The 23,684-nt window shown below is 48.1% G+C and carries 20 protein-coding genes and 1 pseudogene; 11 read left to right on the top strand and 10 right to left on the bottom strand.

Annotation, left to right across the window (positions count from 1 at the left end; translation table 11 throughout):
- Window positions 1-217 precede the first annotated feature (217 nt).
- Both IE065_RS10505 and IE065_RS10500 read right to left on the bottom strand, forming a co-directional pair.
- Window positions 218-679 (bottom strand): GNAT family N-acetyltransferase, encoded by a 462-nt coding sequence (locus IE065_RS10505; RefSeq protein WP_189514775.1) that lies wholly within the window; start codon window positions 677-679, stop codon window positions 218-220.
- Between the two features lie 20 nt (window positions 680-699).
- Window positions 700-1,113, bottom strand: coding sequence for a hypothetical protein (locus IE065_RS10500; RefSeq protein WP_189514773.1), 414 nt, complete (start codon window positions 1,111-1,113; stop codon window positions 700-702).
- A 355-nt stretch (window positions 1,114-1,468) separates the two neighbouring features.
- Between IE065_RS10500 and IE065_RS10495 the strand changes: the two genes are divergently transcribed.
- From IE065_RS10495 to IE065_RS10450, 10 genes and pseudogenes are all read left to right on the top strand, one after another.
- A complete protein-coding gene (locus IE065_RS10495) occupies window positions 1,469-1,885 on the top strand; it encodes a hypothetical protein (protein WP_189514771.1) in 417 nt (138 codons plus the stop codon).
- Between the two features lie 12 nt (window positions 1,886-1,897).
- Window positions 1,898-2,788, top strand: a pseudogene (locus IE065_RS10490) (integron integrase); the annotation flags it as partial.
- A gap of 630 nt (window positions 2,789-3,418) precedes the next feature.
- Complete coding sequence (locus IE065_RS10485) at window positions 3,419-3,718, top strand: hypothetical protein (RefSeq protein ID WP_189514768.1); 300 nt, start codon at window positions 3,419-3,421, stop codon at window positions 3,716-3,718.
- Window positions 3,719-3,720: 2 nt separating this feature from the next.
- Window positions 3,721-4,659 (top strand): DUF6745 domain-containing protein, encoded by a 939-nt coding sequence (locus tag IE065_RS10480; protein WP_189514766.1) that lies wholly within the window; start codon window positions 3,721-3,723, stop codon window positions 4,657-4,659.
- Between the two features lie 5 nt (window positions 4,660-4,664).
- Window positions 4,665-5,873, top strand: coding sequence for an STM4015 family protein (locus IE065_RS10475; protein WP_189514764.1), 1,209 nt, complete (start codon window positions 4,665-4,667; stop codon window positions 5,871-5,873).
- Window positions 5,839-6,969, top strand: a complete 1,131-nt coding sequence (locus IE065_RS10470) for an STM4014 family protein (RefSeq protein ID WP_189514762.1) — start codon at window positions 5,839-5,841, stop codon at window positions 6,967-6,969. The genes IE065_RS10475 and IE065_RS10470 overlap by 35 nt, the downstream gene beginning before the upstream one ends.
- Before the next feature lie 74 nt (window positions 6,970-7,043).
- A complete protein-coding gene (locus IE065_RS10465) occupies window positions 7,044-7,697 on the top strand; it encodes an HAD family hydrolase (RefSeq protein ID WP_189514760.1) in 654 nt (217 codons plus the stop codon).
- A gap of 83 nt (window positions 7,698-7,780) precedes the next feature.
- Window positions 7,781-8,608 carry an STM4013/SEN3800 family hydrolase gene (locus tag IE065_RS10460; protein ID WP_189514758.1) on the top strand — a complete coding sequence of 276 codons (828 nt, stop codon included), beginning with the start codon at window positions 7,781-7,783 and terminating at the stop codon, window positions 8,606-8,608.
- Window positions 8,605-9,936, top strand: coding sequence for an STM4012 family radical SAM protein (locus IE065_RS10455; protein ID WP_189514756.1), 1,332 nt, complete (start codon window positions 8,605-8,607; stop codon window positions 9,934-9,936). Before IE065_RS10460 ends, IE065_RS10455 begins: the two co-directional genes overlap by 4 nt.
- Window positions 9,936-10,814, top strand: a complete 879-nt coding sequence (locus IE065_RS10450) for an STM4011 family radical SAM protein (protein ID WP_189514753.1) — start codon at window positions 9,936-9,938, stop codon at window positions 10,812-10,814. The genes IE065_RS10455 and IE065_RS10450 overlap by 1 nt, the downstream gene beginning before the upstream one ends.
- Before the next feature lie 282 nt (window positions 10,815-11,096).
- On the opposite strand, the gene IE065_RS10445 is transcribed toward IE065_RS10450, so the two are convergent.
- Entirely contained in the window at window positions 11,097-12,197 is a 1,101-nt protein-coding gene (locus IE065_RS10445) for a YifB family Mg chelatase-like AAA ATPase (protein WP_189514751.1), read from the bottom strand.
- Window positions 12,198-12,566: 369 nt separating this feature from the next.
- Window positions 12,567-13,277 (bottom strand): IclR family transcriptional regulator, encoded by a 711-nt coding sequence (locus IE065_RS10440; RefSeq protein ID WP_189514749.1) that lies wholly within the window; start codon window positions 13,275-13,277, stop codon window positions 12,567-12,569.
- A 181-nt stretch (window positions 13,278-13,458) separates the two neighbouring features.
- Between IE065_RS10440 and IE065_RS10435 the strand changes: the two genes are divergently transcribed.
- Window positions 13,459-15,141, top strand: coding sequence for a right-handed parallel beta-helix repeat-containing protein (locus IE065_RS10435; protein WP_189514747.1), 1,683 nt, complete (start codon window positions 13,459-13,461; stop codon window positions 15,139-15,141).
- An 11-nt stretch (window positions 15,142-15,152) separates the two neighbouring features.
- Here IE065_RS10435 and IE065_RS10430 read toward each other — a convergent pair whose 3' ends face one another.
- The 6 genes from IE065_RS10430 to IE065_RS18020 form a co-directional block, all read right to left on the bottom strand.
- Window positions 15,153-16,868 carry a right-handed parallel beta-helix repeat-containing protein gene (locus tag IE065_RS10430; protein WP_189514745.1) on the bottom strand — a complete coding sequence of 572 codons (1,716 nt, stop codon included), beginning with the start codon at window positions 16,866-16,868 and terminating at the stop codon, window positions 15,153-15,155.
- Between the two features lie 62 nt (window positions 16,869-16,930).
- Window positions 16,931-19,048 (bottom strand): right-handed parallel beta-helix repeat-containing protein, encoded by a 2,118-nt coding sequence (locus IE065_RS10425; RefSeq protein ID WP_189514743.1) that lies wholly within the window; start codon window positions 19,046-19,048, stop codon window positions 16,931-16,933.
- 250 nt (window positions 19,049-19,298) lie between these two features.
- On the bottom strand, window positions 19,299-19,862 hold the full coding sequence (locus IE065_RS10420) for a hypothetical protein (protein ID WP_189514741.1): 564 nt from the start codon (window positions 19,860-19,862) through the stop codon (window positions 19,299-19,301).
- 144 nt (window positions 19,863-20,006) lie between these two features.
- Window positions 20,007-21,941: a sodium:solute symporter family protein gene (locus tag IE065_RS10415; RefSeq protein ID WP_343218636.1), complete on the bottom strand. Its 1,935-nt coding sequence runs from the start codon at window positions 21,939-21,941 to the stop codon at window positions 20,007-20,009.
- Window positions 21,942-22,152: 211 nt separating this feature from the next.
- Window positions 22,153-23,004, bottom strand: coding sequence for a PEP-CTERM sorting domain-containing protein (locus tag IE065_RS10410; protein ID WP_189514737.1), 852 nt, complete (start codon window positions 23,002-23,004; stop codon window positions 22,153-22,155).
- Between the two features lie 87 nt (window positions 23,005-23,091).
- A complete protein-coding gene (locus IE065_RS18020; RefSeq protein WP_229792093.1) occupies window positions 23,092-23,523 on the bottom strand; it encodes a hypothetical protein in 432 nt (143 codons plus the stop codon).
- Between the last annotated feature and the right edge of the window lie 161 nt (window positions 23,524-23,684).

Genomic DNA, 23,684 nt, shown 5'->3' with positions numbered 1-23,684 from the left:
GGGTTTTCTCTTCGATACCATCGGCGATTCTTCTCAGCGATTTCTGCCATGACCTCATATGCGTCTTCAAGACAAGCATGACGAAATTGAGTCAAATCTGGCCAGCGATCTTCATCAAATTCGGTTTGCATAATTTTTATTTTCTTCTGTGAACGTCAAAGTGTGGCATGGAGTGAAGCGCGGAGCGCGTAACGGAATTGTCCACCACTGCCTGGATCTACTTGCATTCTTTTTCCATTTTGAAGTTTTTGAGTCCGACACCACGTATCGCCACTGTTTGCTCTTTGATTGTAGTAAATCCCAATTTCTCAAACATCGGTTTCGCGCAAATTGAGGCTTCAACATATACTCTCTTCAGACCGTTTACTTTGGCCACATTGGCTACGTGGGATACGAGCTGGCTAGCGATTCCTTTTCTTTTATGGTCAGGATGGACATAAGTGCAATCAATGTGCCCATCTGGATCCAACTCACAAAAGCCAGCGACCGTTCCGTCCTCGACAAAAACGTAGGGCTTCTTCTTTTCACATCGTTGCTTCCAGTGATTTGGATTTGGTTCCTTCTCAGACCACGCTTCACACTGTTCTAGAGAGTAAACGCTAGAGGCAATTTCATGGATAGCTCTGGGGAAAATCTCAGCTATCGGTATATGGTCACCTTGTCTATAGGCTCGAATCATTTTTATGTAGATCGTAAAAGCTAGTCGCGCGGCTTGTCCGCGTTGACTACGCTGACTTGATATAGTGGATTCGATCTTTCGTCTTCAGGAAGATATGGAACGTAGTAATTTTCGCTGATATCCCTTTGAATCATGAGCCGCCCACATGCATCACAACTTCCGTAGTTCGGACCCAAATCATTTAAAAGACTTGATAGCAAATCATAGATAATCTCTTCCAATGCTTGCTCAGTGTAAACAGGACAATTCTTTTTGATCCATTCAATGTGATTACCATTTTTGTAAGATTCGCACAGACCCACGACGAGTTTTGAGGCTGACTCGCAAAATTCAAACTCTTTGCCGTTTGGGACAATGGTTCCCCAAGATAAATCTAGGTCGTCTTGGGATGAATCACTTAGGATCTTTCCGCATGGACAAGGTAGTTTGCTCATTTCTTCTTGTTCTCTATATCAGGTTAGTATACGCGCACGATGCGATTGTTACAGGAGTTGCTACTGGCTGACATGGAAGCCATGGATAGGAACATAGTGATTTCATAAATACTTCGGCAATATTATTTTGAGACTGATTGTTACAATCTAAGGCCGTGAATATCCAGCAGACCGTCAGATTTAGCCCAAACAGCCCAAAACCACGCAATACACAGGGTTTGCGGGCAATTGGCAGCAGGCATATATCAAACCAGCAATCCTCGCACGAGAGATGCAGTCTCAAAAGTCGAGATAGGTGCTCATTGTTTCATTTTATTATTGACCGCGTTTTCTCCACCATTATTCCAACATAGGCATGAGCCATTACGTGTCATTTCCCAACTGGATCGACCAGCTCAATCGGGATTGCACACCGAAATCAAATGCATGGGCGATTACTTTGCGTTGGTATTTGGGTTGGTGTAAACGTCGTGGCCAACTTGCATGCATTGACTCCGCCCGGGCATTTATGGATGAGGCTTTAAAAGCCAAGCAACCGAAACCAGGCATTGAGAAAGAGTGGAAAACGGCGATCAATTGGTTTTTCAAACACGGACAGCGCAAATGCCTCAAGCCCCAAAGCAAAAGCCAGACATTACAGCGGCCACAGTCCAAGTTCGCAAAATTTCCGAGTAAACCCGCCAAGCAATGGAACCGCCCCCGACCCGATGAGCCATCCGCCAATTGGCACCACGAGGCAGTCCGCTTGATTCGGGTGCGCCAGTATCAATGACAAACCGAAAAGACCTATATCCATTGGCTCAAGAGGTTGGAAAGCTTTCATCAGCGAACTGATTTGGAGAATCTCGATAACGCCCAAATCGCCGCCTTTCTGGACGACATCGCAGTGCGTCTGCGGGTCAGTTCCAGCACCCAGCGGCAAGCGCTAAACGCCCTGGTTTTCTATTACCGGGAAGTTCGCCAACGAGACGATCTTCAACTTGGTGACTATCAACGGGCGCGCAAATCCCGCCATATTCCAACTGTTTTATCACCCGAAGAAGTTCAGCGACTGCTGCCGGAAATACGTCCACCGTATCAACTTATGGCCAAATTGCAATACGGCGCTGGTCTGCGTGTCGCCGAGCTTATCAGTTTGCGCATCAAGGATATCGATTTGAGCCGTGGACAGATTCACATTCACGCCGGCAAGGGCAATAAAGATCGCGTGACGCTATTACCCAAATCCTTGCAGGAGCCAATTGCTCGGCAAATTGAGAGCAGTCGCGAGTTATTTGATTATGACCGCAGACAGGAAACACCTGGCGTTTATTTGCCGCCAGCATTGAGTCGCAAATACCCGAAGGCCGGTGAGACATTTCCCTGGCACTGGCTTTGGCCCGCCAATGATTTGTCCACTGATCCGCGCAGCCAAGTTGTGCGGCGTCACCACATGCACCCGGGAAGTTATCAGCGAGGCTTTCATCAAGGGGTAAAGAAAGCTGGCATGACCAAGCGCGTTACCACTCACGTCTTACGCCACAGCTTTGCTACACACCTACTGGAAAACGGGACCAACATCGCCGAGGTCCAATCGCTATTAGGGCATAAAAATATCGAAACGACGCAAATCTACCTTCATGTGCGCACGCAAAGGTCCGAGATGCTGACCAGCCCTTTGGATCATTTTGGTTGATTTCGCTAACTCCAACGCCCTCAGAATTCAGGGGGCAAAAAGGGACGAAAATTCGGTATTTTGCGGTATTATACGGCATTTTAAGCATTATTGCCCAAAATATAGAAAAACCTAAATTCGCTTGTTCATCAGCGACTTACGCTAATTCCGCTCAAATAAAGCTCGCGGACACGGGTGAATCGAATGGCTCACATTTATCAACGACTTACGAAATTCAGGAGTCAGAAAGGGACAAAATTTTAATTACGCGTGCAGTTCACTGCGGCTACCTCCAACCAAATGATCAGTTCGTTACCGCAGACCATAGGCTGCATTAAAATCAAGCATATTGATGTAAGCTTCCCTCATCAAGCGCCACCGATAACCGTGATCAAGAACAGTCCCCCAATGCTAGCGATACAACAAGAGAACGGATAGCATATGCCACCGCGTTGAACTCGATCAGTGGCGAAACTGGAGTCTCACCAGTTGGACAGAGGCACAGATTATCTAACGCGTCTTTTCGACAATGATAAGGACAATATCATTTCGCTGAGCATTTCAAGCCAGATGGTGTTCAATCAAATCCATGCCCGATATCGTAACTATATTAATCATTGACTGTGTACGCTGATAAACAAGATTCGAATCATGCAATATCGCCATGGTGACGTAATGATCGAGCGGATATCTCAAAAGCCCTCGATCTGTAAAAAACTCTCCCATCGAGTACTCGCTTTGGGCGAAATCACCGGTCATAGCCATCGGATAGCCGAAAATTCTGGAGCGACTCTATTTCAATCCGGTTCCGATCTCTTTCTCGAAGTCTCAGCTCCCGAAGTTTCTGTCATCCACGAGGAGCACAATACGATTCCGCTAGCAACGGGCGTTTATCGCATTTGGCGTCAGCGTGAATACTCCCCGGAAGAAATTCGAATCATCCGCGACTAGTCATGTTGGAACTTTCTCCCGATCAGGCCGTTGATCACATTCTGTCTAGCGGTCAAGGACCGCTTAAAGTATCTGGCAAGCTCAACCTATCTGGCAAAAGCTTTAAGCAACTACCGTCGAATCTGGAGTGCTATGATCTAGACATCTCAGAGTCGTCGATTGAATCACTTCCCTCGGGCCTTAATGTCCGAAATCGCATAATTGCCAATAATTGTAAGCTGCTAACCGAATTACCTATTGGCATTACGGCAGGCAGCATTGAATTGCGCAACTGCGGCATGCTCACTGAGCTTCCAGAAGGGATTAACACTTGGTTCCTGGATCTCTCCGATTGTCCAAGTTTCACCAACTGGCCCGAATATGGCTCCCTGCGAAACGGCCACCTTTCACTACGTAATTGCATCGGTTTGACTCGCCTTCCGACCTGGATTGAGCGGCTTTCACAGTTAAATGTCTCTGGTTGCATTAACCTGCCTTCAATCCCAGAGGGACTTCAAGTTTCCTCCTGGGTCGATGTTGGAGGCTCCAGTCTAATGCAGCTCCCCCAAAGTATGGCAAACGTTCCGATCCGCTGGCGGGGAGTTCCCGTGGATCGTCGCATTGCCTTTGAACCGCAGAGCCTGAGCGCTCAAGAAGCACTACAGGAAGACAATGCCGAAGTCCGTCGCGTGATCATTGAACGCATGGGCTACCTGGAGTTTGCAAAGGAAGCAGGCGCCAAGGTACTAGATCAGGATAGCGATCCGGGAGGCCAGAGGCAGCTACTAAAAATTGATTTGCAGGAAGATGAACCTCTGGTGGGCCTCTCCTGCTATTGTCCCTCCACTAGAAGACAGTATCTTTTACGGGTGCCTCCCAAAACCAAATCTTGCCATGAAGCTGCCGCCTGGATCGCTGGCTATGACAATCCCAAAGACTACCATCCAAACATTGAATCCTGACAACGATGAAAAGTGAACTTGTTTACATGGACTCTAAGTCCAGCAAATTCTGGAACCTTACCAGTGAGGGTGCCAAACATACGGTCGTCTATGGGCGTATCGGAACCGATGGCCAAACCAAAGAAAAAGTATTTAAATCCGAAGAGGATGCGAAAAAGAATTTCGAGAAACTGGTTAAACAGAAAATGTCCAAAGGGTATATTGAAGCTTCTACCGGAACGACCTCAACACCTGAAGGTACTGAAAATGGGCTCATTCCCGCTATTGCTTTTAACTCCATAAAGAAGCAAAGCGACCTGCACGAAAATGCTGGCACTTTTGTGGGCAAGCGCATCGTTGATTTTGATCCTAAGAAAGGTGCGAAAGCGGACAGCAGTCTAGCCTATCGATTCCGAATTGACTGGGACTCAGATGACAGCGTTACAGATATGCTTAAGCAGTATCTCGACAGTGACGCTTGCCTCCATGCAACAGCCTTAGTCATAGGCGCATGGTCTGGCGATGATTCCGAGGCCAGTCCGGAACCAATCATAAAGCTGTTGACTGAGCGTAAAGATCGGCTGCCCAAAATAACTGCTATCTATCTGGGAGACATCATCGCAGAAGAGAATGAAATGTCATGGATCAATCAGTCAGATATTACACCCCTGCTAAGTGCATTTCCCAACTTACAGCTATTGCGGACGCGCGGCGGAGACAGCCTCCAGCTAGAACCAGTAAAGCATGAGACCCTTCGCGCGCTGGCAATTGAAACCGGTGGATTGGACGCGGATGTCATTCGCGCCATTTTGTCCTGTGACTTCCCTGCATTGGAACATCTGGAGATCTGGCTTGGCACCGATGAATATGGCTCAAACTCCAGTGTTGAAGATTTACAACCACTTTTCGCTGGCGAGTTGTTCCCGAACCTCAAATATCTGGGTCTGCGCAATTGCGACTACGTCGACAATATCGCTGGCGTGATCGTCAACAGCCCCATCATCGATCGTATCGAAACTCTGGATCTCTCTCTAGGTGTCCTCACCGACACAGGAGGAAATGCGCTTCTCAATGCTCCAAATGGGAAAGCTCTCAAACGTCTCGACTTGCACTACAACTACATGACTGCTGGCATGATCAAAAAGCTCAAGTCACTAGATTTGACTGTTGACGCCTCCAAGCCATCAGACATGGACGAAGATGGCGAATGGCGCTTCGTTGCTGTTGGAGAATAATAGATTGCCTGACGTGCGACTCGGCCTAATCGGCAATCCAGAAAATCGAAGAGTAGATTTTTTCCGCCAGGCATGCAAAAATAACGACGTTCCGCTAGATGTTCTACCGTGGCATGATTTGCTTCGCAATCAAAGCGCTATCCAGACTTTCAGTGAGAAGGTTTCTGGCATACGCATCGAATCCGCCGGAGAGAATGACAACGTCACGCTGGGTCTACTCAAACTAGGAGGAGCTCCGGATAATGCCCCCGCATTACAATTCGGGCAAATTGCTTACCTCAAAGAACAGGCCCTGGGGCTCCGAAAGGCACTTGAATTGGCAAGCCGGGCAGAAACTGCCTATCAGTGCGCGCCAGAGGACATCTGGACAATGACCGACAAATGGGAAAGTCATCTGCGCTTTATCGAAGCGAAGGTATCTCGACCTCATACACAGCTGGCGAAAAATTCTCTGGACGGTTTTCGCAAAAGCCTTCCCCGCCAAGGGAGATTGTTCCTGAAACCTCGCTGGGGCTCATCCGCTTCAGGTCTGTGTGCTTATCGTTGGACTGCAGATCGCGAGCAACTCATTGCCCCGATCGTGATACGACGTATAGGCAACGAAACTAACCTGTTCAACAGCCTTTCCATCAAATGCTATAACCAAACAGCGGACATCGACGGAATTCTTGAACAACTGCTGGCTCAGGAAATGATTTGTGAAGATTGGGTGCCAAAAGCTCGCATCAATGGAAAATCTACCGACCTACGCATTCTGGTAATCAATGGCCAAGCCAGACACTGGACAGGCCGGCAAAGCTCTCAACCCATTACCAATCTTCATCTAGGCAATGATCGTTTATTTTCGACTGCATTCCTCGAAACCATGGGGTTGGAGTATACCGAAAAATGCTTACAGGAAGCAGAAAAAGCAGCGAGCTGCTTCCCAGACGCCCTCTACGCCGGAGTTGATATTCTTCCCACTGCAAAGGGGCCGGTAATTGGAGAGATCAATGCCTTCGGCGATCTCCTGCCAGGCTTAACGTCACGCGGCGAGTCAACCTATGAAGCTTCGCTAAAATGCTGGCTTAAAAAACTTCAATCACGACGATCTTAGTCCAAAGTTGCAATGAAGGCAGCTCGCACATCCAGCCACAATAATCTTCAACTTCGCAACCGCCAGTCCTCAATATGAGCAATAGACCAATTCTTGGAATAGGATTCGATCTGGATAATACACTCGTTGATCGGGATTCCGCTCTCTGCCGTTTATTGGAAGCATGGCTAAAGCATTGTCCATCAAGCGAACGAGCTGCGCTCATCCAAAGGCTAATCGAACTTGATGTAAGCGGCTATGGAGATCGAAAGGCGATGCTAGAGCGACTAACCGAAACACTAAATCAATCTGCCGAAGAGCTATTGGTTCGCTTTGTCGATGATTTCCCCAGCTACTTCCAGGTCGAGCGCTCCAATCAACAACTACTGGCGCAGCTAAAGAATCGTGGCATTCGAATTGCACTCTTAACCAATGGTGGCCCCATGCAAAGACCCAAGCTGGCAGCCGCAGGACTCACCCATTATTTCGAAGACGCCTGTATCTTAATCTCTAAAGAAACAGGCTTTGCTAAACCAACTTTCGAAGCATTTTCAAAGCTATCCGATGTAATCGGACTTTCAGCTGAGAATATTTTGTTTGTTGGCGACCATATCGGAAATGATATCGCCGGTGCTCATGCAGCCGGCCTCCAAACTGCATGGGTCAGCCAAGGGGCGGAACTGACCGGCGCAATTGAACCCGACCTCATCATTCGCAATTCACTGTTTGAGATCATTGACTACTTATAGTTTGTTGCCTCGGCTAGCGCCGAAAAGAATATCACGAAACCAAACCAGAAACCTCCAAAACGATCATGAGCGCCAGTTGGAATATGAACAAATTGATCGGCAAAGTCGATGTAGCTCTGATTGTGCTCGATTCCTTGCGCTACGATGTAGCTCAAACAGAATGGTCAACCTGCCGCACTCCCAACCTCGCTGCATATTTGCCACCTGGCGGATGGGAGAAGCGCCATTCCCCAGGATCATTCACCTACGCCGCACACCAAGCATTCTTCGCTGGATTTTTACCAACCCCAGCGGATCCCACCTCACATAAGGAGCGCCTTTTTGCCACTCGTTTTGCTGGCAGCGAAACGACAGGAAACAACACTTTCCAGGTGGATACATCGGATCTCGTGACCGGATTACGACGACACGGCTACCATACCATATGCAGCGGAGGTGTAGGTTTCTTTAATCAGCAAACCGAGCTCAGTAGCGTCTTCCCAAAATTTTTCGACGAAGCGCACTGGTCTGAGCAAACCAGCGTCATTGCGCCGGACTCCACACGGCACCAAGTCGAGCTCGCACAGCAGCGAGCCAGTGCGATCGACTCAGGTAAGCGTATATTCTGGTATTTTAACCTAGCGGCGATCCATCAGCCCAACAAGCACTACATCGAAGGTAAAAACAAAGATGACATCGAAACTCACGCCGCAGCTTTGCGATACGTGGATACTCATATCACCGCCCTCATGAATACTCTTAGAAAACGCAATGACCTGTTCATTCTCTTGGGCTCAGACCATGGAGTTCTGTATGGCGAGGAAGGTTTCACCGGTCACAGGATTGGGCACAAGCACGTTTATACCGTGCCGTGGGCTGAATTTCTGCTCGAACAGAATGGACAAGTGCATCATACACCTCTGGACGAATGATCGCTTCACAAATAGAAGAAAATTTACGTGAATCACCGTACACGGGCTATGCATACGCATATCCCCACAAAACAGTATACGAGCATTTTGCGGCCCCAATTCCCTTACATGAGCTATGGTCGTCCGAAGACCAGAGTCAGTTATTTTTGTATGTTCACTTACCGTTCTGCGAAATGCGCTGTGGCTTCTGTAACTTGTTTACGACTACCCATATAGATGAATCGCTGGTTGATCGCTACCTGGATGCGCTTGACAACCAACTTAGAGTCACTGCTCAGGCACTCAATGGTCCTGCTACTTTCTCCAGAGCAGCATTTGGCGGTGGCACGCCAAGCTTCCTCTCCTGCAAGGAACTGGACCGTCTCTTCAATTTACTGGAATCCAATTTCGGGGCACAACTACCCGGTAGACCCATATCCTTTGAATTCTCCCCCCAAACAGTTGAAAGCGATAAAGCCAGACTACTGAGAGAACGCGGAATTACCCGCGCCAGCCTCGGCGTGCAGAGTTTTTTACTGGATGAAACCAAGAAGCTGGGACGTCCACAAGATACTTCCACCGTGCATAACGCACTGAACATACTGCGTGAAGCGGAGTTCCCAGTGGTAAACATTGACTTGATTTATGGCATCGTGGGTCAAACGGTTCAATCCTGGCTCCAGTCACTCGAAGCCGCCTTGAGTCATAATCCTCAAGAACTCTATATTTACCCGCTTTACGTTCGCCCACTAACCGGACTTAACCGCGCTAACCGCCAACCCACAGACAACCGCCTGGAACTTTACCGCATGGCGCGAGATCTATTGCTGGCAAATGATTACCAGCAGATTTCCATGCGCTTATTCCGCAAGCGGGAGAATACACGCTCGATGGAAGGACCGGTATACTGCTGCCAGGAAGATGGTATGGTTGGCATTGGCGCAGGGGCACGCAGCTACACGACAAATGTCCACTATTGCACCGAATATGCCGTAGGCAAATCAGGCATTAGTACCATTATAAATGATTTCATCGAGCGAACTAGCGAGGAGCATGCACACGCTGTCTATGGATGCGAATTAGGCGATGATGACCAGCAACGACGCTATATAATCAAGTCGCTACTAAGAATCGACGGCCTCGATCTTACAGCTTATCAGAGACGGTTCAGCTCAGATGCTTTGAGTGACTTACCGCAATTAAGAGCTCTGGTCGAGCAAGGTCTGGCGCATCTCACCCACACCGCATTAGTCCTGAATACCGAGGGTATGGAGCTGTCCGACTCGATTGGACCCTGGCTGTATTCACCCGACATCAAAGAACGCATAAGCCGCTGGCAGCCTGTCTAATGAGACCCTCATGGCGAATCTTGTATCGTGGACCACTAAGCAGTTGCAACTATAGCTGCGACTACTGCCCATTTGCCAAAACGCGCAATACTGCTGCTGAATTAAAGGATGATTTTATTCGCCTAGGGCGATTTATCGACTGGGTGGATAGCCAAGCGCCACAAAAAATCGGCATTCTTTTCACGCCATGGGGCGAAGCACTGATCCACGCTGTCTATCAGAAATCGATGGTGCGATTAAGCCATCTGCCACATGTTTATCGCGCAACGATTCAAACGAATCTCAGCTGCAAGATGGATTGGGTTGAAGACCTCAATGCCAACGTGGCATCGCTCTGGTGCACCTGGCATCCGACCCAGATTTCACGCGAGCGATTTATCAGCCGCTGCCGTGAGCTCGACGCTGCCAGCATTCGATACAGTGTTGGCGTGGTCGGTCTGAAAGAAGCCATTACCGACATCGAAGCACTGCGAGCGGAACTCGCACCTGAAGTATACCTATGGGTAAATGCCTATAAACGGAAAGAGAACTACTACACTAAAGAAGAGATAAAAGTCATCGAATCAATAGACCCTCTATTCAGCCTCAACAATCAATACCATCTGAGCCTGGGCAAACAATGCGACGCCGGTGAAACCGCCTTCACTGTTGATGGCAACGGAGATGCAAGACGCTGCCACTTCATCAAAAAACCAATCGGCAACATCTACAAGCCGGACTTTGTCCAAACCTTACGACCTCGTGCTTGCGTCAATGAGCACTGCGGTTGCTACATAGGCTACACGAACCTGAAGGAGCTGAGTTTAATAGACACCTATGGCAGCGGCCTGCTCGATCGAATTCCCTCCGCTCAATTCTGGAATTCACGGAGCACGTGACGTGCTCCCCTGAAACTAGACAAACATATCTTTCAGGATTTCGTGCCAAAAATCCTGAACGAAAGAAGCATTTGCTCAGCATAGCGATGGAGACTCACAAGGTCAGCATGCAGCAATAGCCTCTTTGACCAATCCAGCCAAAACAGCCATGATCCAATTCCTCGAAATCCAGGGGACAAAAAGGGTCAAAGTTTTGGCATTTAACGGTATTTTACGACATTTTTCGCGTTTTCGGACCGAATGGTATAAAATCCAAATTCCGTTGAACAACAGAAACTTACACTAGTTCCATCCAGATAAAGCTTGCTGACAGGGGTTCATCGCCGCCACAAGCATCATCGCGGCTGGCAGCGTCACCTTGCCAGCGCTACGAGAAATGGTCACGTCGCCGTCTTCCAATGGCTGACGCAACACCTCCAATGTCGAACGTTTAAACTCGGGCAATTCGTCCAGAAACAATACCCCATGGTGTGCGAGCGAGATTTCGCCCGGGCCGGGATTTGTTCCACCGCCGATTAAACCAACGTCACTAATTGTGTGGTGGGGCGAACGAAAAGGCCGCGCAAAGCAGCGGTTCTCGTCCTTCAGACTAACGCCCGCCGCGGACTGCACAGCGAGAATTTCCAGAAATTCATCCAAGGTCGGCTCGGGCATGATTGTCGGAATGCGCTTCGCAATCATGCTTTTGCCGCTGCCAGGAGGACCCACGAGCAACAAATTATGCCCACCAGCCACCGCAATCTCCACGGCACGTCGCACGGTGTGCTGTCCCTTGACCTCGGAAAAATCGATGGCGTGCGCTTCATCAGGCGGCTGACAGAATGGGCTCTTCTTTGGGTCAAGCGCTTGCAGCGCTAGCTCGCCCTCTAGCATACGAACCGCTTCATCCAACGACCGAACAGGGATCACTTCAACGTCCTCCACCAACGCCGCTTCGTCGGCCGATTCCCGCGGTAGGATGACTCCACGTTTGCCCGTCTGCCGGGCCAGCATCGCCAAGGCCAAACCACCACGAACCGGACGTACACCACCTGACAAACTCAGCTCACCAGCGATGAGATATTGATCGAGCACGCCCGCCAACTTTTCGTCGCCCATTTGACGCGTGGCCACAAGCATCCCAAGAGCGATAGGCAAGTCATACATTGGACCTTCCTTGCGGATGTCGCCCGGCGCAAGGTTGATCGTAGTCCGTGTCTCAGGTGCCTTGAAGCCAGTATTGCTCAATGCCGAGCGCACACGGTCCACGGATTCCTTGACCGCCGAGTCAGGAAGACCAACGATAAAAACCTTAGGATCTCCGTGTTCTCCAGAGTTAACCTCGACCTGTACGGCGTGCGCATCGATGCCCAAAAGGGCACCAGAATGAATCGTAGCGAGCATAGCACGGTTCATTACGCCATACCTTTAAAAGCTCAAGGATTATGTGAAATTCTTTTGCATAAAGAGTGTCTCGATACTGCCATATTATCTAGGCAACGTGAGCTTTGGGTAAGAAAATTGGATCATTATAAAATGCTTGCTTGTCGGAATGACTTTCACTCACCGCGAGGGCGACTTTCAATACATTGGCAAACTGCCCAGCGCCCCTGCCGGGTATTCTCCAATCGGCCACTTTTCTGAATTCTACGTCAGTTGCCGACAAACACGTCCAGATAAAGGAGAATCCTACACATGGCTTTTTCTGCCAATGGACCAATCAGTATTTATGTGGCGGATGTTTTTTCAGACCGTAAGAGCACGAACGATCAATTAAGCATGCAACACATCTAATATCTCCTGCTTGCACTTTAATAATCGAGGCAGATATTTTGAAACCGATTTTACTGATACTTTTTGTGAGCTAAAACCTATCGCAGCCTGAAAGGTTTCATCGATACAAATAGCCAACGTGTTATGATGAATCGCATATCCACGTTCACGGGCTTCTGAAAGTGTATCCAACAGGTGTGGCAGTGAATTAAATCCCGGTATTTCGCGCCCGACATACAATTCTTCAACAGTTTGATCAGTCTGTAGAGCAAGCAGCGCAACGCCGAGGCCAGAAACAGTTGCTGGCCAGACATCAAAACTACCAATAGCGCTAGTCAGTGCTTGATCGGGCTCAGCATGGAAAAGATAAGAAACTGATCGGTTCCACAGGAGCCCCATCGCAGTAATCATATTCAGGTCTTTGTGCAGCTCGACCATGGGGCCAATCGCTCTGTAAAATCCCGAAGCGTGCATCGTCTGCGTCGCCAAAACCGGCACCGCTGGGCCAGGAGCATATTTACGCTTATCCGTCCAACGCAACATGCCTGAAGCCGCAAGTGTTCTCAAAATACGGTGGACGCGCGTGGTTTCCAAACCGAGTTCCGTCGCGACCTGTCCAACACCAACAGGTTCCGCTCGACTGAGCACTTCTTGAAGACAACGAATACCATCAATTAAGCTTTTATTGGGCTGTTTGGGTAGAGCTACCATTTTTATTAAATTTCATATATAGCAAATCTTTAGACTTAGCCCAGCACAACCTAAATCGACAAGCCGCCAGAAGCCAATGCCTAGCCCCAGTCTGAGCAATCGATTCAACACAACATTTGCCAGTTGACGATTTGCTAATAAAGCAATAATCTTAAGCTAAATTGATACTAGTATTAACTTTATGGAAGCATCCGAACACATCGCCCCCCCCCTTCTAGATAAGGTCGCGGAAACTAATTACATCGACCTTAGCGAATATACACATCCGGGTGATCCAGACTCAGCCCATGGCATTCGTCAGGCAATATCGGAATCCAAGCGTAGTGGGATACGCCGCATTCAATTCGAGCCAGGTCGGTATTATTTGAAAAGTCATATCACCCACGTAACAGATGGCATTATTCACGATGCGGGTAGTAAGGGAAGCGAACCAATAAAGGAGTGCCACATCCTCATTGATGATGTGCACGATATGGCACTCTGCGGGGCGATGAATGCAGCAGGCCAACCATCAACCGTACTCGTTGGCTGGAATGATCAGAAAAACCATGGGTTTCTTCCTGCCATCCTTTGGTGTGAAAATAGCCCAGGCCTTCAATTAGAAAATCTGGCGTTCACCCGTGAGCCCGCCTACTCCGCATCAGGTCTGGTTACCGATAAAACAACAGAAAAAGTTACCGTCGAGATACTGCCCGAATGCATAGCATGGGATGGCATGGGTGCCTACTGTTCAAACCGCTTGATCTCCAATGGCGAAACCCTAATCGGCGAAAGCATTACTTACGGTCATGGGGCGGGTTCCTCCTGGAAATCCATCGGCAACAACAGATTTCAAATCACCAACACACGCATGGTTGAAATGCTCAGCAGAGGTGAACTGCTCTCATGGCATCAAGGAGCTCAAACCGACTTCCAAATATACATTGGCCATTGTGACAATCTCCAACTGAAGAACTTGCGCACTTACAACAGCAATGGCTTCTGCTTACTCACGGAAAGCTGTCGAAATATCACGGCAAAGTCTGTGAAATTTTGGCCAGACGGGGATCGCCTTTTTACCGGACCGAGGGATGCCTGGAAAATCTTCAAATGCGGTGGGCAAATCCAAGTAGACGGGCTCGAAGTGAAGGGCGTACGTATGGATGGCCAAAACATGCACAGCAATTGGCTCTACCTGCACCACCACATCAATCAAACAGAAGCCATTTTTTTCTGCAAATACACCTACGCCCCCATTTTGCCAGACACCTTAATTGAATTCTATAACGGACCCATACATCAAACGTGTGTGGTGGAAAATTCCAGCCTCGAAGGAAAAGTCGAGATCGGACATGGCGGGCACCTATATCGCATTCGCTTCAAAGAAAAACTCCCAAGCTTCGCTCAAGAAAGCTGCCTTTGTTCGGTACGCTGCTGGGAGGCCGACCAATATGTCTGCATAAACTCAGACTTCATCAATATCGCTGGCGCAGGCCACCTAGCGCGATACGACAATCTACAACTACGAAACAACCGCTATCGCAATACCATGAACCCGGGCATTCTACTTGGCGCAGAAATGCCAACTCATGCAGAAGGCGGGCACGCGACCAATATTCGCATTGAGCAATGTGATTTTGATAACTGTGGGTTCTTTCCCCGCTACAATACCCGTGGCTGCATTGGAGTACACTCTGCCGGTTTCGAACTACCCTTGAACCACGACATCGAAATCACCAAGAATACCTTCCGCAATTCTGATATCGGCATCGACGTAATGACCGCACGAGATGTCCGAATCTCGGACAACCGCTATGAAAACATAAAGCAGCGAATACGCATCGACGCATCAACAACGAATTCGATAACAGTCAACGACACATAAACGCCCCGTTACTACATCGGAGAAGACGTGGCACCTTCCACTCGAATATTCCGTGTCGACCCTTCATCAACATTCACTGAGCGCCCGAAACCTTCGTATACGTTGCCATGAATGTAAACATCGGCAGCGTTGCGCACATCTATGGCAACTGCATCGCTGAGACCATCTGGATTGCAAAAAACATTCCCGTAAATCTCAATCGACTGATTATACATCGGATTCTCAAAGAAGCGATTCAGCGAATGAATCATGAGAATGGATGGCTGTCCTCGCCGCGCAATATCAACCCAGCTAACATCTTCACATCGGTTATTCCGAAAAATGACGTTTCGGGCAAACGCGCCAGAAACAAAGTTGGCTCCGAATTTAATTTGGTAGGCATTGTCACGGAAAACACAGTCTTCGATCACGATATTTTCTTCAAAATTCACAATCGCGCTACCGAAATTCCCCTCAAAGACACAATCACGCACAACTCCCTTAGTAAGGCTATAGCTTTGAAAACTGATCACGCCGCCAACCTGAACTCCTTGCGGTAGCTCACCTTCGATGCTGTAGAGAAAAAGTTTATCGGAAAGCGATTCTACTTTGAAAATCACACGATCTTGCGGCTCATCTCCCGTCCAAAAACGAAGCGAATCACCAGGCGGAATGTTGCCAGCTGTTTTAAGATTCGTTTTGACCACAATCACGCCACCTGGCCGAACCTTTTCAATGAATCCAAAACTCTTGCGAATCACCAGCGGGTCCATGCGTAAACCTTTGAAATAGCAATCTTCGACAAGCAGTTCGCCCATCGTATTGCTCAAGTGAATCCCATCTCGACCGCCCACTGCCAAGTTACCGTTTTCCGGTTCGAACCGCATCTTTCTCAGTGTCATATTCCGGTTATAACCAGCAAGCATACCCGCATTACTAACGTTTGGCAGATTAATATTCTCAAAAAGTATATCCTCAGAATACAGCACTTCGATCTGGTTGAATGCGTCCGTTGACTTATGATGCCAGCTAACCAAGTCGCCTAGCTCTAGGTGCTCGGCAAAGCCCGCTCCAGACATTTCCAGCTGCCTGCCATTTGACTCAGGCACGACGGCCCAGAACGCCTTGACATTCAACCCGATCGTCAAGGTTGCTTCCGCCGGAGTTGCGCCAAAGCGCTTCAACTTACCAGTATCTTGATCCCAAGCATGAGCTGATGCAGCCCGCATGCCATCATATGCAGGCAACGACGGAAGCACCTCGACCACTATCTGATCCTTCTCCTTATCCACCGAGATTACCCGCGCTGTCGATCCCATGGGAGGATCATTACACAAGATAAAGTTTTTCAACGCCAAGCCTTGGCAATTTCTTACGCGTAGTTGAATGGCTGGCTTAGCCTCGTTACTCAGCATAATATTGCGCTCCAATCTCGTTGCAGGGAGTCCTTCCGAATCAACAGCACCAACTAACTCAAGAGCCTTTGCGCCATCAATCACCATGTAATTATCGTGACCGAATCCTGGAACCGAAACAGTCTCACGCAAGTTGTAGACGCCTGCATCAAAAATTAGTTGCGAAGCTCCTTGCTCAATCGCCGCATGAATAGCCGCATCAATCGCCCCCATATCGCAGAGACTGTCGTTGGGCATGGCTCCAAAATCCTGGACATGCAAGGCTGGCGAATCGCTCGCCGCCACCGCGCTGAAATGGCAGGCGATCAAAAGTAGAAAAACAATAAACTTCATTCGCTGAAAAACACGATTCTTAAGCATCATTATTATACCAAATTTATTGTTTAAAAACACTATCAATGCGTGAGAAATAGCTCAGTTTCGATGATTACATTTTCGGTGTTATCGCCCACCTCTATTTCTGCGTCAAGTGGACGTGAATCATCAAACCGATTACCAGAAACCAAAACGCCCTCACTGTTATTTATATAAATTCCGAAGTGTTTCCGGCTGTTGTCAAATCCGTCAGCATCACTCGAAAGGAGATTATCCGTAACCTGTACGCCACGAGCATTTTGAATCGATATTCCGTATTCCTGCCAGTTGTGAATGGTGTTCCCAGAAACTATGATATCTGCATGGTCACGCCCATTCGCCAAAGTATGTCCCATTTTATACATGACCACATTGATCTGACCTTTTCCTTCACTCCCATTCACAAAGCCTGAGTCAGAAATCGTATTGTTCAGTATATGAATACCTTCACTATTTAACCCATTTCGCCAGAGATCGGGCTCATTTCGAAGAACAATTGGGATATTGGAAATCTCAGTATACACATTGTTTTCAATAACTCCGCTCAACGCACGCACAACCGTACCAAAGCGGCGAATACGCTTAAAGAAATTATTCCGTACAGCAAAGTTTCGGTTAACTAGCGATCGGTTAAATATCTGGTCATTGAGTAATGGGTCAGACTCGCCAGTAAACAGACGCTGCTTTAGCGGCTGATCCAATGTAACCAGAAAATGTGCCTGATTCAAACCACCATCGCCGGGTTCTTGAGGCACAATCGTGGCAATGGTCACTTGATCGACAACCACCACACCATCACGAGGATTATAAATACGAATACTGTGTCCCGGCTTTAAATTGAAAAGCTTCGTATCGAGCCTCAATTCGGTTGGAGAATCCTGCTGTAGGAGAAAGATTCCCTTTGAATAAATCGCGACTGCATCATCGCCAAGACCTTCAAACTTACAACCCTCAACCCATGGGCCCAGATCATTGGAACGAACGTGCAATCCATCCGCATTTCCACCGAACCATTCGCCATCGGGTATCAGCGATTTGCAGTGGAGAACTTTTAAACCAGAGCTCTCGAAACTAGTGTAGTGGCCGGCGGAAGCCCCAAAATTAATAATATTGAGGAAGGCAATGTCGCTACCGCCTTCAACCCTTACTAAGCCGCGCCCCTTACTCCTTGCAAAAACAATGTATTTACTGCCCAGCCTAAAATATTTTGCGACATGCGGCGACTTCAACTGCAAGGTGTAGACTGCCAGTCCGGCCTGGTTCTCCGACACCTCAACCTGCCTTTCGCGCGTCGAAACCACTAATGGGGAATCATCCTGCAACTTTCCCGGGATCGTCGAATCCAATAGGACTCCCCATGTCCAATGCTTCATCATAATGGCATCATCGAAAGTTGGAATGTCCGAACTCTCCATCACCATACTGAACTTCCCTGTTTCCATATTCACCGATTGCACAATTCCAATGGAATATGGAAGCGGATCGAATCGCACAGTCAGGTCTTTGATGAGAATATTACGACAATCAATTAATGAGCTCAACCCGGTGGCTGGCTCAATAAATACCAACTCTGCACCTTGTCCATCTATGATCATATTCTCGACATGGCTCAGCCTGATTAAGTCATAGTTACTCGGTGCCACGCGGTATTTCCCATCAGGTGCAAAACGTACGATTGACGGTGTACCCTTGGCGGCCTCAGCGATGGCCAACTCAATTTGAGAAGTATTTGCGCCATCCGGAATTTCATAAATGTTCACGATCTCATTGATCGTGAATGAACCCTCAGAAAAAGCACCAAACAGACCGTTCTCATAAATAGTACGCACACGCCAGAATAGCTTGCCTCTAGGCAACTCTGCATCAGCCACATAATGCGCTATTACGATTTCGTCGCGATCAATCAGTTCTTTAAAATCGGAATCAAGCGCAATTTCGATTTCGTAACGCTCCGCATCCGACGCTTCATCCCAAACAAAACTCGGCATGGTAGAGAAGCTTTGGCTCTGGTTTTCCGGTGATTTCAGCACAACTGTAGACCCTCTTTCGTGCTGTACGGCCTCTTCGAGTGGGATTTTCTTGCAGCCGGAAAAAGCAAGCAGTGACACCACGAGAATAGGTATTCGAAACAAACGAAGGCAAAGGGGGGGGGCAAACATCTTAAAAGGTATTCTTGTTTTCAAGTTCATAGCTGAACAACAACCATACTTGCGTGAACACTTGAACGCGGCAAGATTATTATTGCTTTATTAGCAATAAATTTGACATGTCTTCAACATACTTGAAACCCAATATGATCTCGAATGTCACACCCTCATAGCTGGTAGAGAACACCCCGGCGGTCTCCATTAATGCAATAAGCCTCAGCGAACTAACCGAGGCTTATCATTTTAGAATATCGCGCTTTGCTTACGGACTTAGAACCAGCTTCGGCTCACGCTCACTGAGCGAAGTACCCTTGTTTGAGTAGAAATTGATGCCGGGATCTTGCACCATCCCATCGGAAACAATCACAAGCATCAGATACATCGCATCATCGCTATCGTAGCCAATCCGCTGAATAAACGATACCAACCGCTCATCAGTCCACTGCAAGACCTCTTCACCGCTCAAGCTGCCAGTGTCGATTTCCAATGTAGCCAATAATTCCGCTTTGCCATCCAAAACAAGCGAGGGGCTCGCTATGTCATTTGCCGGAGCATCCTCCCAGGTAATCTTGGCTAAATTCGGGTCATTAACTACACTTTTAACGCCATATACCGATAGCGAAACAGTCCCCGATGCGTAACCAATCAAATAGTGGCTTTCAAGCGTAGTCAGGGATAGTTTTGCGGCGCGTATTTTCGCAACTTCCCGGTGCCCCAGCTCACCCAAGTCGAATACAAGGTAAGTCTTATGCGCATGATCACCACGCGCCGATACCCGCAATGCGTGTGAAGGCTCCGCCACGGTAAACGGAGTATTTTTAGACACGGTTCTGTCAGCGTATGGCAAAATTTCAGTGTCTGCTATTAATGGCACCAAAGCCAACAAGCTTAGGTAAATGGAATACTGTATTAATCTCATGGTTCTCATTTCACTCCTTTTCAGTTTTAAAATTTAGATGATAAGCGGCAGTCATGGCGCAACGTCGTGGTCATTGCGGTGCTCATCAAATTCGTGCACCGAACCATCGTCAGCAGATTTACGTTTCGCCTGTTTGAGAATGCGGAATAACTCAAAAAGATCTTTCGTGCCCCCGATCAAAAACCAAACAACTGTAATTGCACCTACCACGCCGCCAAGAATTACAGTAAACAGCCACCAATGTCCCCAGACTCGATTAGAAATCCCTACCGTCAGCCCGATCACCGTCCCAACAATGAAACAGATGAACCAGAACATGGTCCAAGACACCTTCAGGCGGTAAATAATGCGATCCCCACGTGTGAATTCTTCCGTAAATCCGATAAGCCGGCCGACTAGCCCACCGCCCTTATAGTTGTCTCCTGCAACTCTCGAATCCGATAAAGCATACTCTCCGCGATGAAGCATTTTCTCCAAGTTAAAGGGCTGTTTGCAGGTTAACAATGAAACTCCCACGAAACAAATAATTGAGCAAACATAGGCAATCATTGCAAGCCATGCTCCATTAAGCGGAAACTCAGGCGTAAGCTCAACAAATGCTGGCACAGAAGTCCAAACTGCTTGCAGAGTTATCCCGGCCGCGCCAATAATCAACCCCACTGTCATCGATATCCAAGCGCCTTGAGTTGTCGCTCGCCGCCAATACAAGCCGCCGATGATAACTGCCCCAGAACCTCCTAAATAGATGGTTCCAGTAAGCAGCATGTACATAAAAAGATAATCCCTTAGTGGGAAAAACCAACTCCAGAAAAATGCGAATAACGCAACGCCTACCACTGATAATCGCAACAACAGCAATTGTTGCTTTGGTGTGAACGGCTTATTACGAAAAGGCAAGACGACATCTTGTATGAAAATACTGCCCCAAGAATGCAATTGCGTATCGTCAGTAGAAATCGCCGCGGCAATCATGGCAGCAGCGAATAATCCAATTAAGCCAACGGGAAAAAGTTGGCTCATCACCATGGGCGTAAGCATCTGCTTTTGTGTCTGAAGATCGTCAATCTGATGAATTGCCGCCTGAGCCTCATCGGCAATTGCCGAGTAACCATCATGATGCAACACTACGTAAGCGCAGATGGGCATAATCAGGAACATCAGATAAGTCACGCCACTACGCCATTCGGCCAATACGCCAGCCATCTTCTGCTCATGGGGGGACTTCGCAGCACAAAAATAGCCCTGGGATCCCTGCCAACCGAGACGATTGTAGAATATTTTGAATCCAAAGATTGCGAAGAACCAGAAGTTGAAATCTTTAATTTCACCTTGGTCAAATGGGTTTAGCAGACTCTTTCCCTTTGGCGCGGTCTCCAAAGTCGAGATGATGTCACTCCAACTAATGTTCCACAGGAGCAACCCCATGATGAGCAGAAACACAATGTTCACGAATTGCCCCTGAAAGAAGTCAGTAATCATCACGGCGATCATACCGCCAAATAGTGTAAAGCAGGCAGCAATGCTCAGCATGACTGCCATGATAAACGGCAAAGTGCTGAATGTAACGCCCAGCAATACGAAAGACTCGGGAAGGCCGCAGAAATGAATAAGAAATAGCGCCGTAATGCCTGGGAACACGCCATAGTTCAACACCCCACTAACCCAAGCCAATATGCCAGCATAGATTCTAAATCGTCGACTGTATCGCATCTCAAAAAATTGAGCCATTGTCATGGCCCGAGTCTCACGATAACGATACGCGACCCAGCCAGAAAGCGCTGCAACCATACCCAACGGAGCCATCATGAGCCCCCACCAGCTAGCAGCAAAACCAGCCTGATAGAATTTTTCGAAATTCGCAATGACCGCAATTGCTCCTAATCCTGCCATACCATCGGCCAACGTGAGCAGATAACGGCCCGCTGATCGGTTGGCGGCCAGAAAGTCAGATACGCTTCGCGTGTACCGCTGCGCCATGTAGGCCATGCCAATCAGAAAGGCGAGAAATCCACCAACGATGCACCAGTCCAAAAGGGATAGTTTCATATAATTTCTATAGGGGCTTTGATCGAATAGACAGTCAATATGGCTATATATTGCTAAATTAGCAATTTATAAAATCAAATTTTATAGATTCCTACATAAAAAAAGCGTTCGGAAAATACCGAACGCTCTATATGAAAGCAATGCCCTGAGACTACGACTTGAGCCTACGACGCCATGCGAAAGTGGCCAAACTCAGCACACCAAATGCAAAAGCATAGGTCGCAGGTTCAGGTATAACTGCAACATCTCCTGCCAATTGAATGTTGTCCAAATAGAATGCCGCCGGGTTGGTTGAAGAGGCAGAGTAGGCACTGCGTCCGCTGTTATCACCCAGTGCCAAAGCGATGGTGACGTCACCGATGTTTTGCAGCTCGGAAATCCCTGTAAGGTCGATGAAGGAATTCGTTGAGCTGAAGGAGTCGTTGGTGATATGAGCCAAATTTTGATCTTCCTGCAACTTCGTCCAAGTGATGCCGCTGTCCAATGAGTACCATGCCTGGCTTTGGAATGAAATAGTGCCACTTCCGCCAGCACCATCAGCCGCACCCTTGTCATACGAAAAGGAGTTTAAACTCAGCGCATACCCAGCCTCAGCTTGAATGATAAAGGTGAAGTAGTCACCTCCATAGGTCGCCGGGTCCTTGTCACCTGCAGCAGTATTCGTTAAACGGTGTGGTGAAATTTCCATGAAATTCCCGCTGAAGCCACCGGAAGTCGACAGGGCGAGCGTATCGCTACGAACATTTGCGCCAATAGCGTTCATGTCACCTGGTCCAGTATGCGTAAGCGTCGAAACGGTATAATCACTAACTACAGTGTTATTGCTGAAAGGAAAACCCGCGCCAACGCCGTCCGTTGTGCGTGCCGTGCCAACCGGACCACCAAGCGAGGCACCAGCTGTTGCATTTTCAAAGTTATAATCTGCCAAAACGGCGGCCTGTGAAATTGCAGCAGAAAAAAGAAAGGCAATTGCACTGCCTTGGATGAATATGTGTTTTTTCATTGGGATTAGTTTTGATTTTTGAGGTAATAAACGGTGAATGATTAAATTGAAGTTCCGGGAAAAATAGCCTTCCGTCCTAGCTATCACTTAGAGATCTTTGCCTCGCCAAAAAACAGTATTGTAGGTCGTGGCCCGCTCATCGTCACCTGCAACCGAATCGACATGACCATCGACGAATACAACATTTACGTGTCCATCGTGGCGTTGGGATATCTGCTCCCATCGGTCATTTGAGAGATTGCTTCGACTATGAGTATCGGCGAATATCACGGTGTTTTCCGGCTGCTGAATTAGTAAGAGCGAAGAGTCAGAATAGTTCTGATTGTCCTCTCCTCCCTTCAGGTAATATAGTCGAATAAATGAATTAACTCCGTAGCTACGCTCACTGGCTGCATCTACGTCATTGTCCATCAGCGGACACTCAAAGCATGTGCCCCGTAATCCATCTGGGAAACTCGGACCACTGAATGTCGGTGCCTCGGTCTTTGAATTTACCAAGTAAGGCCATAAATCTGACACGTAATTAAAGTTTAGAGTAGGAAGCTTATTGTTATGATCATTCGCATATAGCCTCACTGCTGAGCCATGTTGACGCAAATTACTCAGGCACTGAGTGTTATTGGCACTCTTTCGAACCGCTCCAACGATCGGTATCAAAATGGCCGCCAAAATACCCACAA

The sequence above is a fragment of the Cerasicoccus arenae genome (genome assembly GCF_014651635.1).
GTDB classification, from domain to species: domain Bacteria; phylum Verrucomicrobiota; class Verrucomicrobiia; order Opitutales; family Cerasicoccaceae; genus Cerasicoccus; species Cerasicoccus arenae.
Note: the sequence above shows the minus strand (reverse complement) of the source record. Positions and strands in the feature narration are given on the sequence as shown.

Coding starts and splice junctions, on each gene's coding strand:
- IE065_RS10410 (WP_189514737.1), bottom strand. CDS start 23,004: ATGAAAAAACACATATTCATCCAAGGCAGTGCAATTGCCTTTCTTTTT.
- IE065_RS10465 (WP_189514760.1), top strand. CDS start 7,044: ATGAGCAATAGACCAATTCTTGGAATAGGATTCGATCTGGATAATACA.
- IE065_RS10430 (WP_189514745.1), bottom strand. CDS start 16,868: ATGAAGTTTATTGTTTTTCTACTTTTGATCGCCTGCCATTTCAGCGCG.
- IE065_RS10485 (WP_189514768.1), top strand. CDS start 3,419: ATGCAATATCGCCATGGTGACGTAATGATCGAGCGGATATCTCAAAAG.
- IE065_RS10500 (WP_189514773.1), bottom strand. CDS start 1,113: ATGAGCAAACTACCTTGTCCATGCGGAAAGATCCTAAGTGATTCATCC.
- IE065_RS10470 (WP_189514762.1), top strand. CDS start 5,839: ATGGCGAATGGCGCTTCGTTGCTGTTGGAGAATAATAGATTGCCTGAC.
- IE065_RS10450 (WP_189514753.1), top strand. CDS start 9,936: ATGAGACCCTCATGGCGAATCTTGTATCGTGGACCACTAAGCAGTTGC.
- IE065_RS10495 (WP_189514771.1), top strand. CDS start 1,469: ATGAGCCATTACGTGTCATTTCCCAACTGGATCGACCAGCTCAATCGG.
- IE065_RS10440 (WP_189514749.1), bottom strand. CDS start 13,277: ATGGTAGCTCTACCCAAACAGCCCAATAAAAGCTTAATTGATGGTATT.
- IE065_RS10455 (WP_189514756.1), top strand. CDS start 8,605: ATGATCGCTTCACAAATAGAAGAAAATTTACGTGAATCACCGTACACG.
- IE065_RS10415 (WP_343218636.1), bottom strand. CDS start 21,941: ATGGCCTACATGGCGCAGCGGTACACGCGAAGCGTATCTGACTTTCTG.
- IE065_RS10435 (WP_189514747.1), top strand. CDS start 13,459: ATGGAAGCATCCGAACACATCGCCCCCCCCCTTCTAGATAAGGTCGCG.
- IE065_RS10460 (WP_189514758.1), top strand. CDS start 7,781: ATGAACAAATTGATCGGCAAAGTCGATGTAGCTCTGATTGTGCTCGAT.
- IE065_RS10445 (WP_189514751.1), bottom strand. CDS start 12,197: ATGCTCGCTACGATTCATTCTGGTGCCCTTTTGGGCATCGATGCGCAC.
- IE065_RS10475 (WP_189514764.1), top strand. CDS start 4,665: ATGAAAAGTGAACTTGTTTACATGGACTCTAAGTCCAGCAAATTCTGG.
- IE065_RS10505 (WP_189514775.1), bottom strand. CDS start 679: ATGATTCGAGCCTATAGACAAGGTGACCATATACCGATAGCTGAGATT.
- IE065_RS10480 (WP_189514766.1), top strand. CDS start 3,721: ATGTTGGAACTTTCTCCCGATCAGGCCGTTGATCACATTCTGTCTAGC.
- IE065_RS10425 (WP_189514743.1), bottom strand. CDS start 19,048: ATGTTTGCCCCCCCCCTTTGCCTTCGTTTGTTTCGAATACCTATTCTC.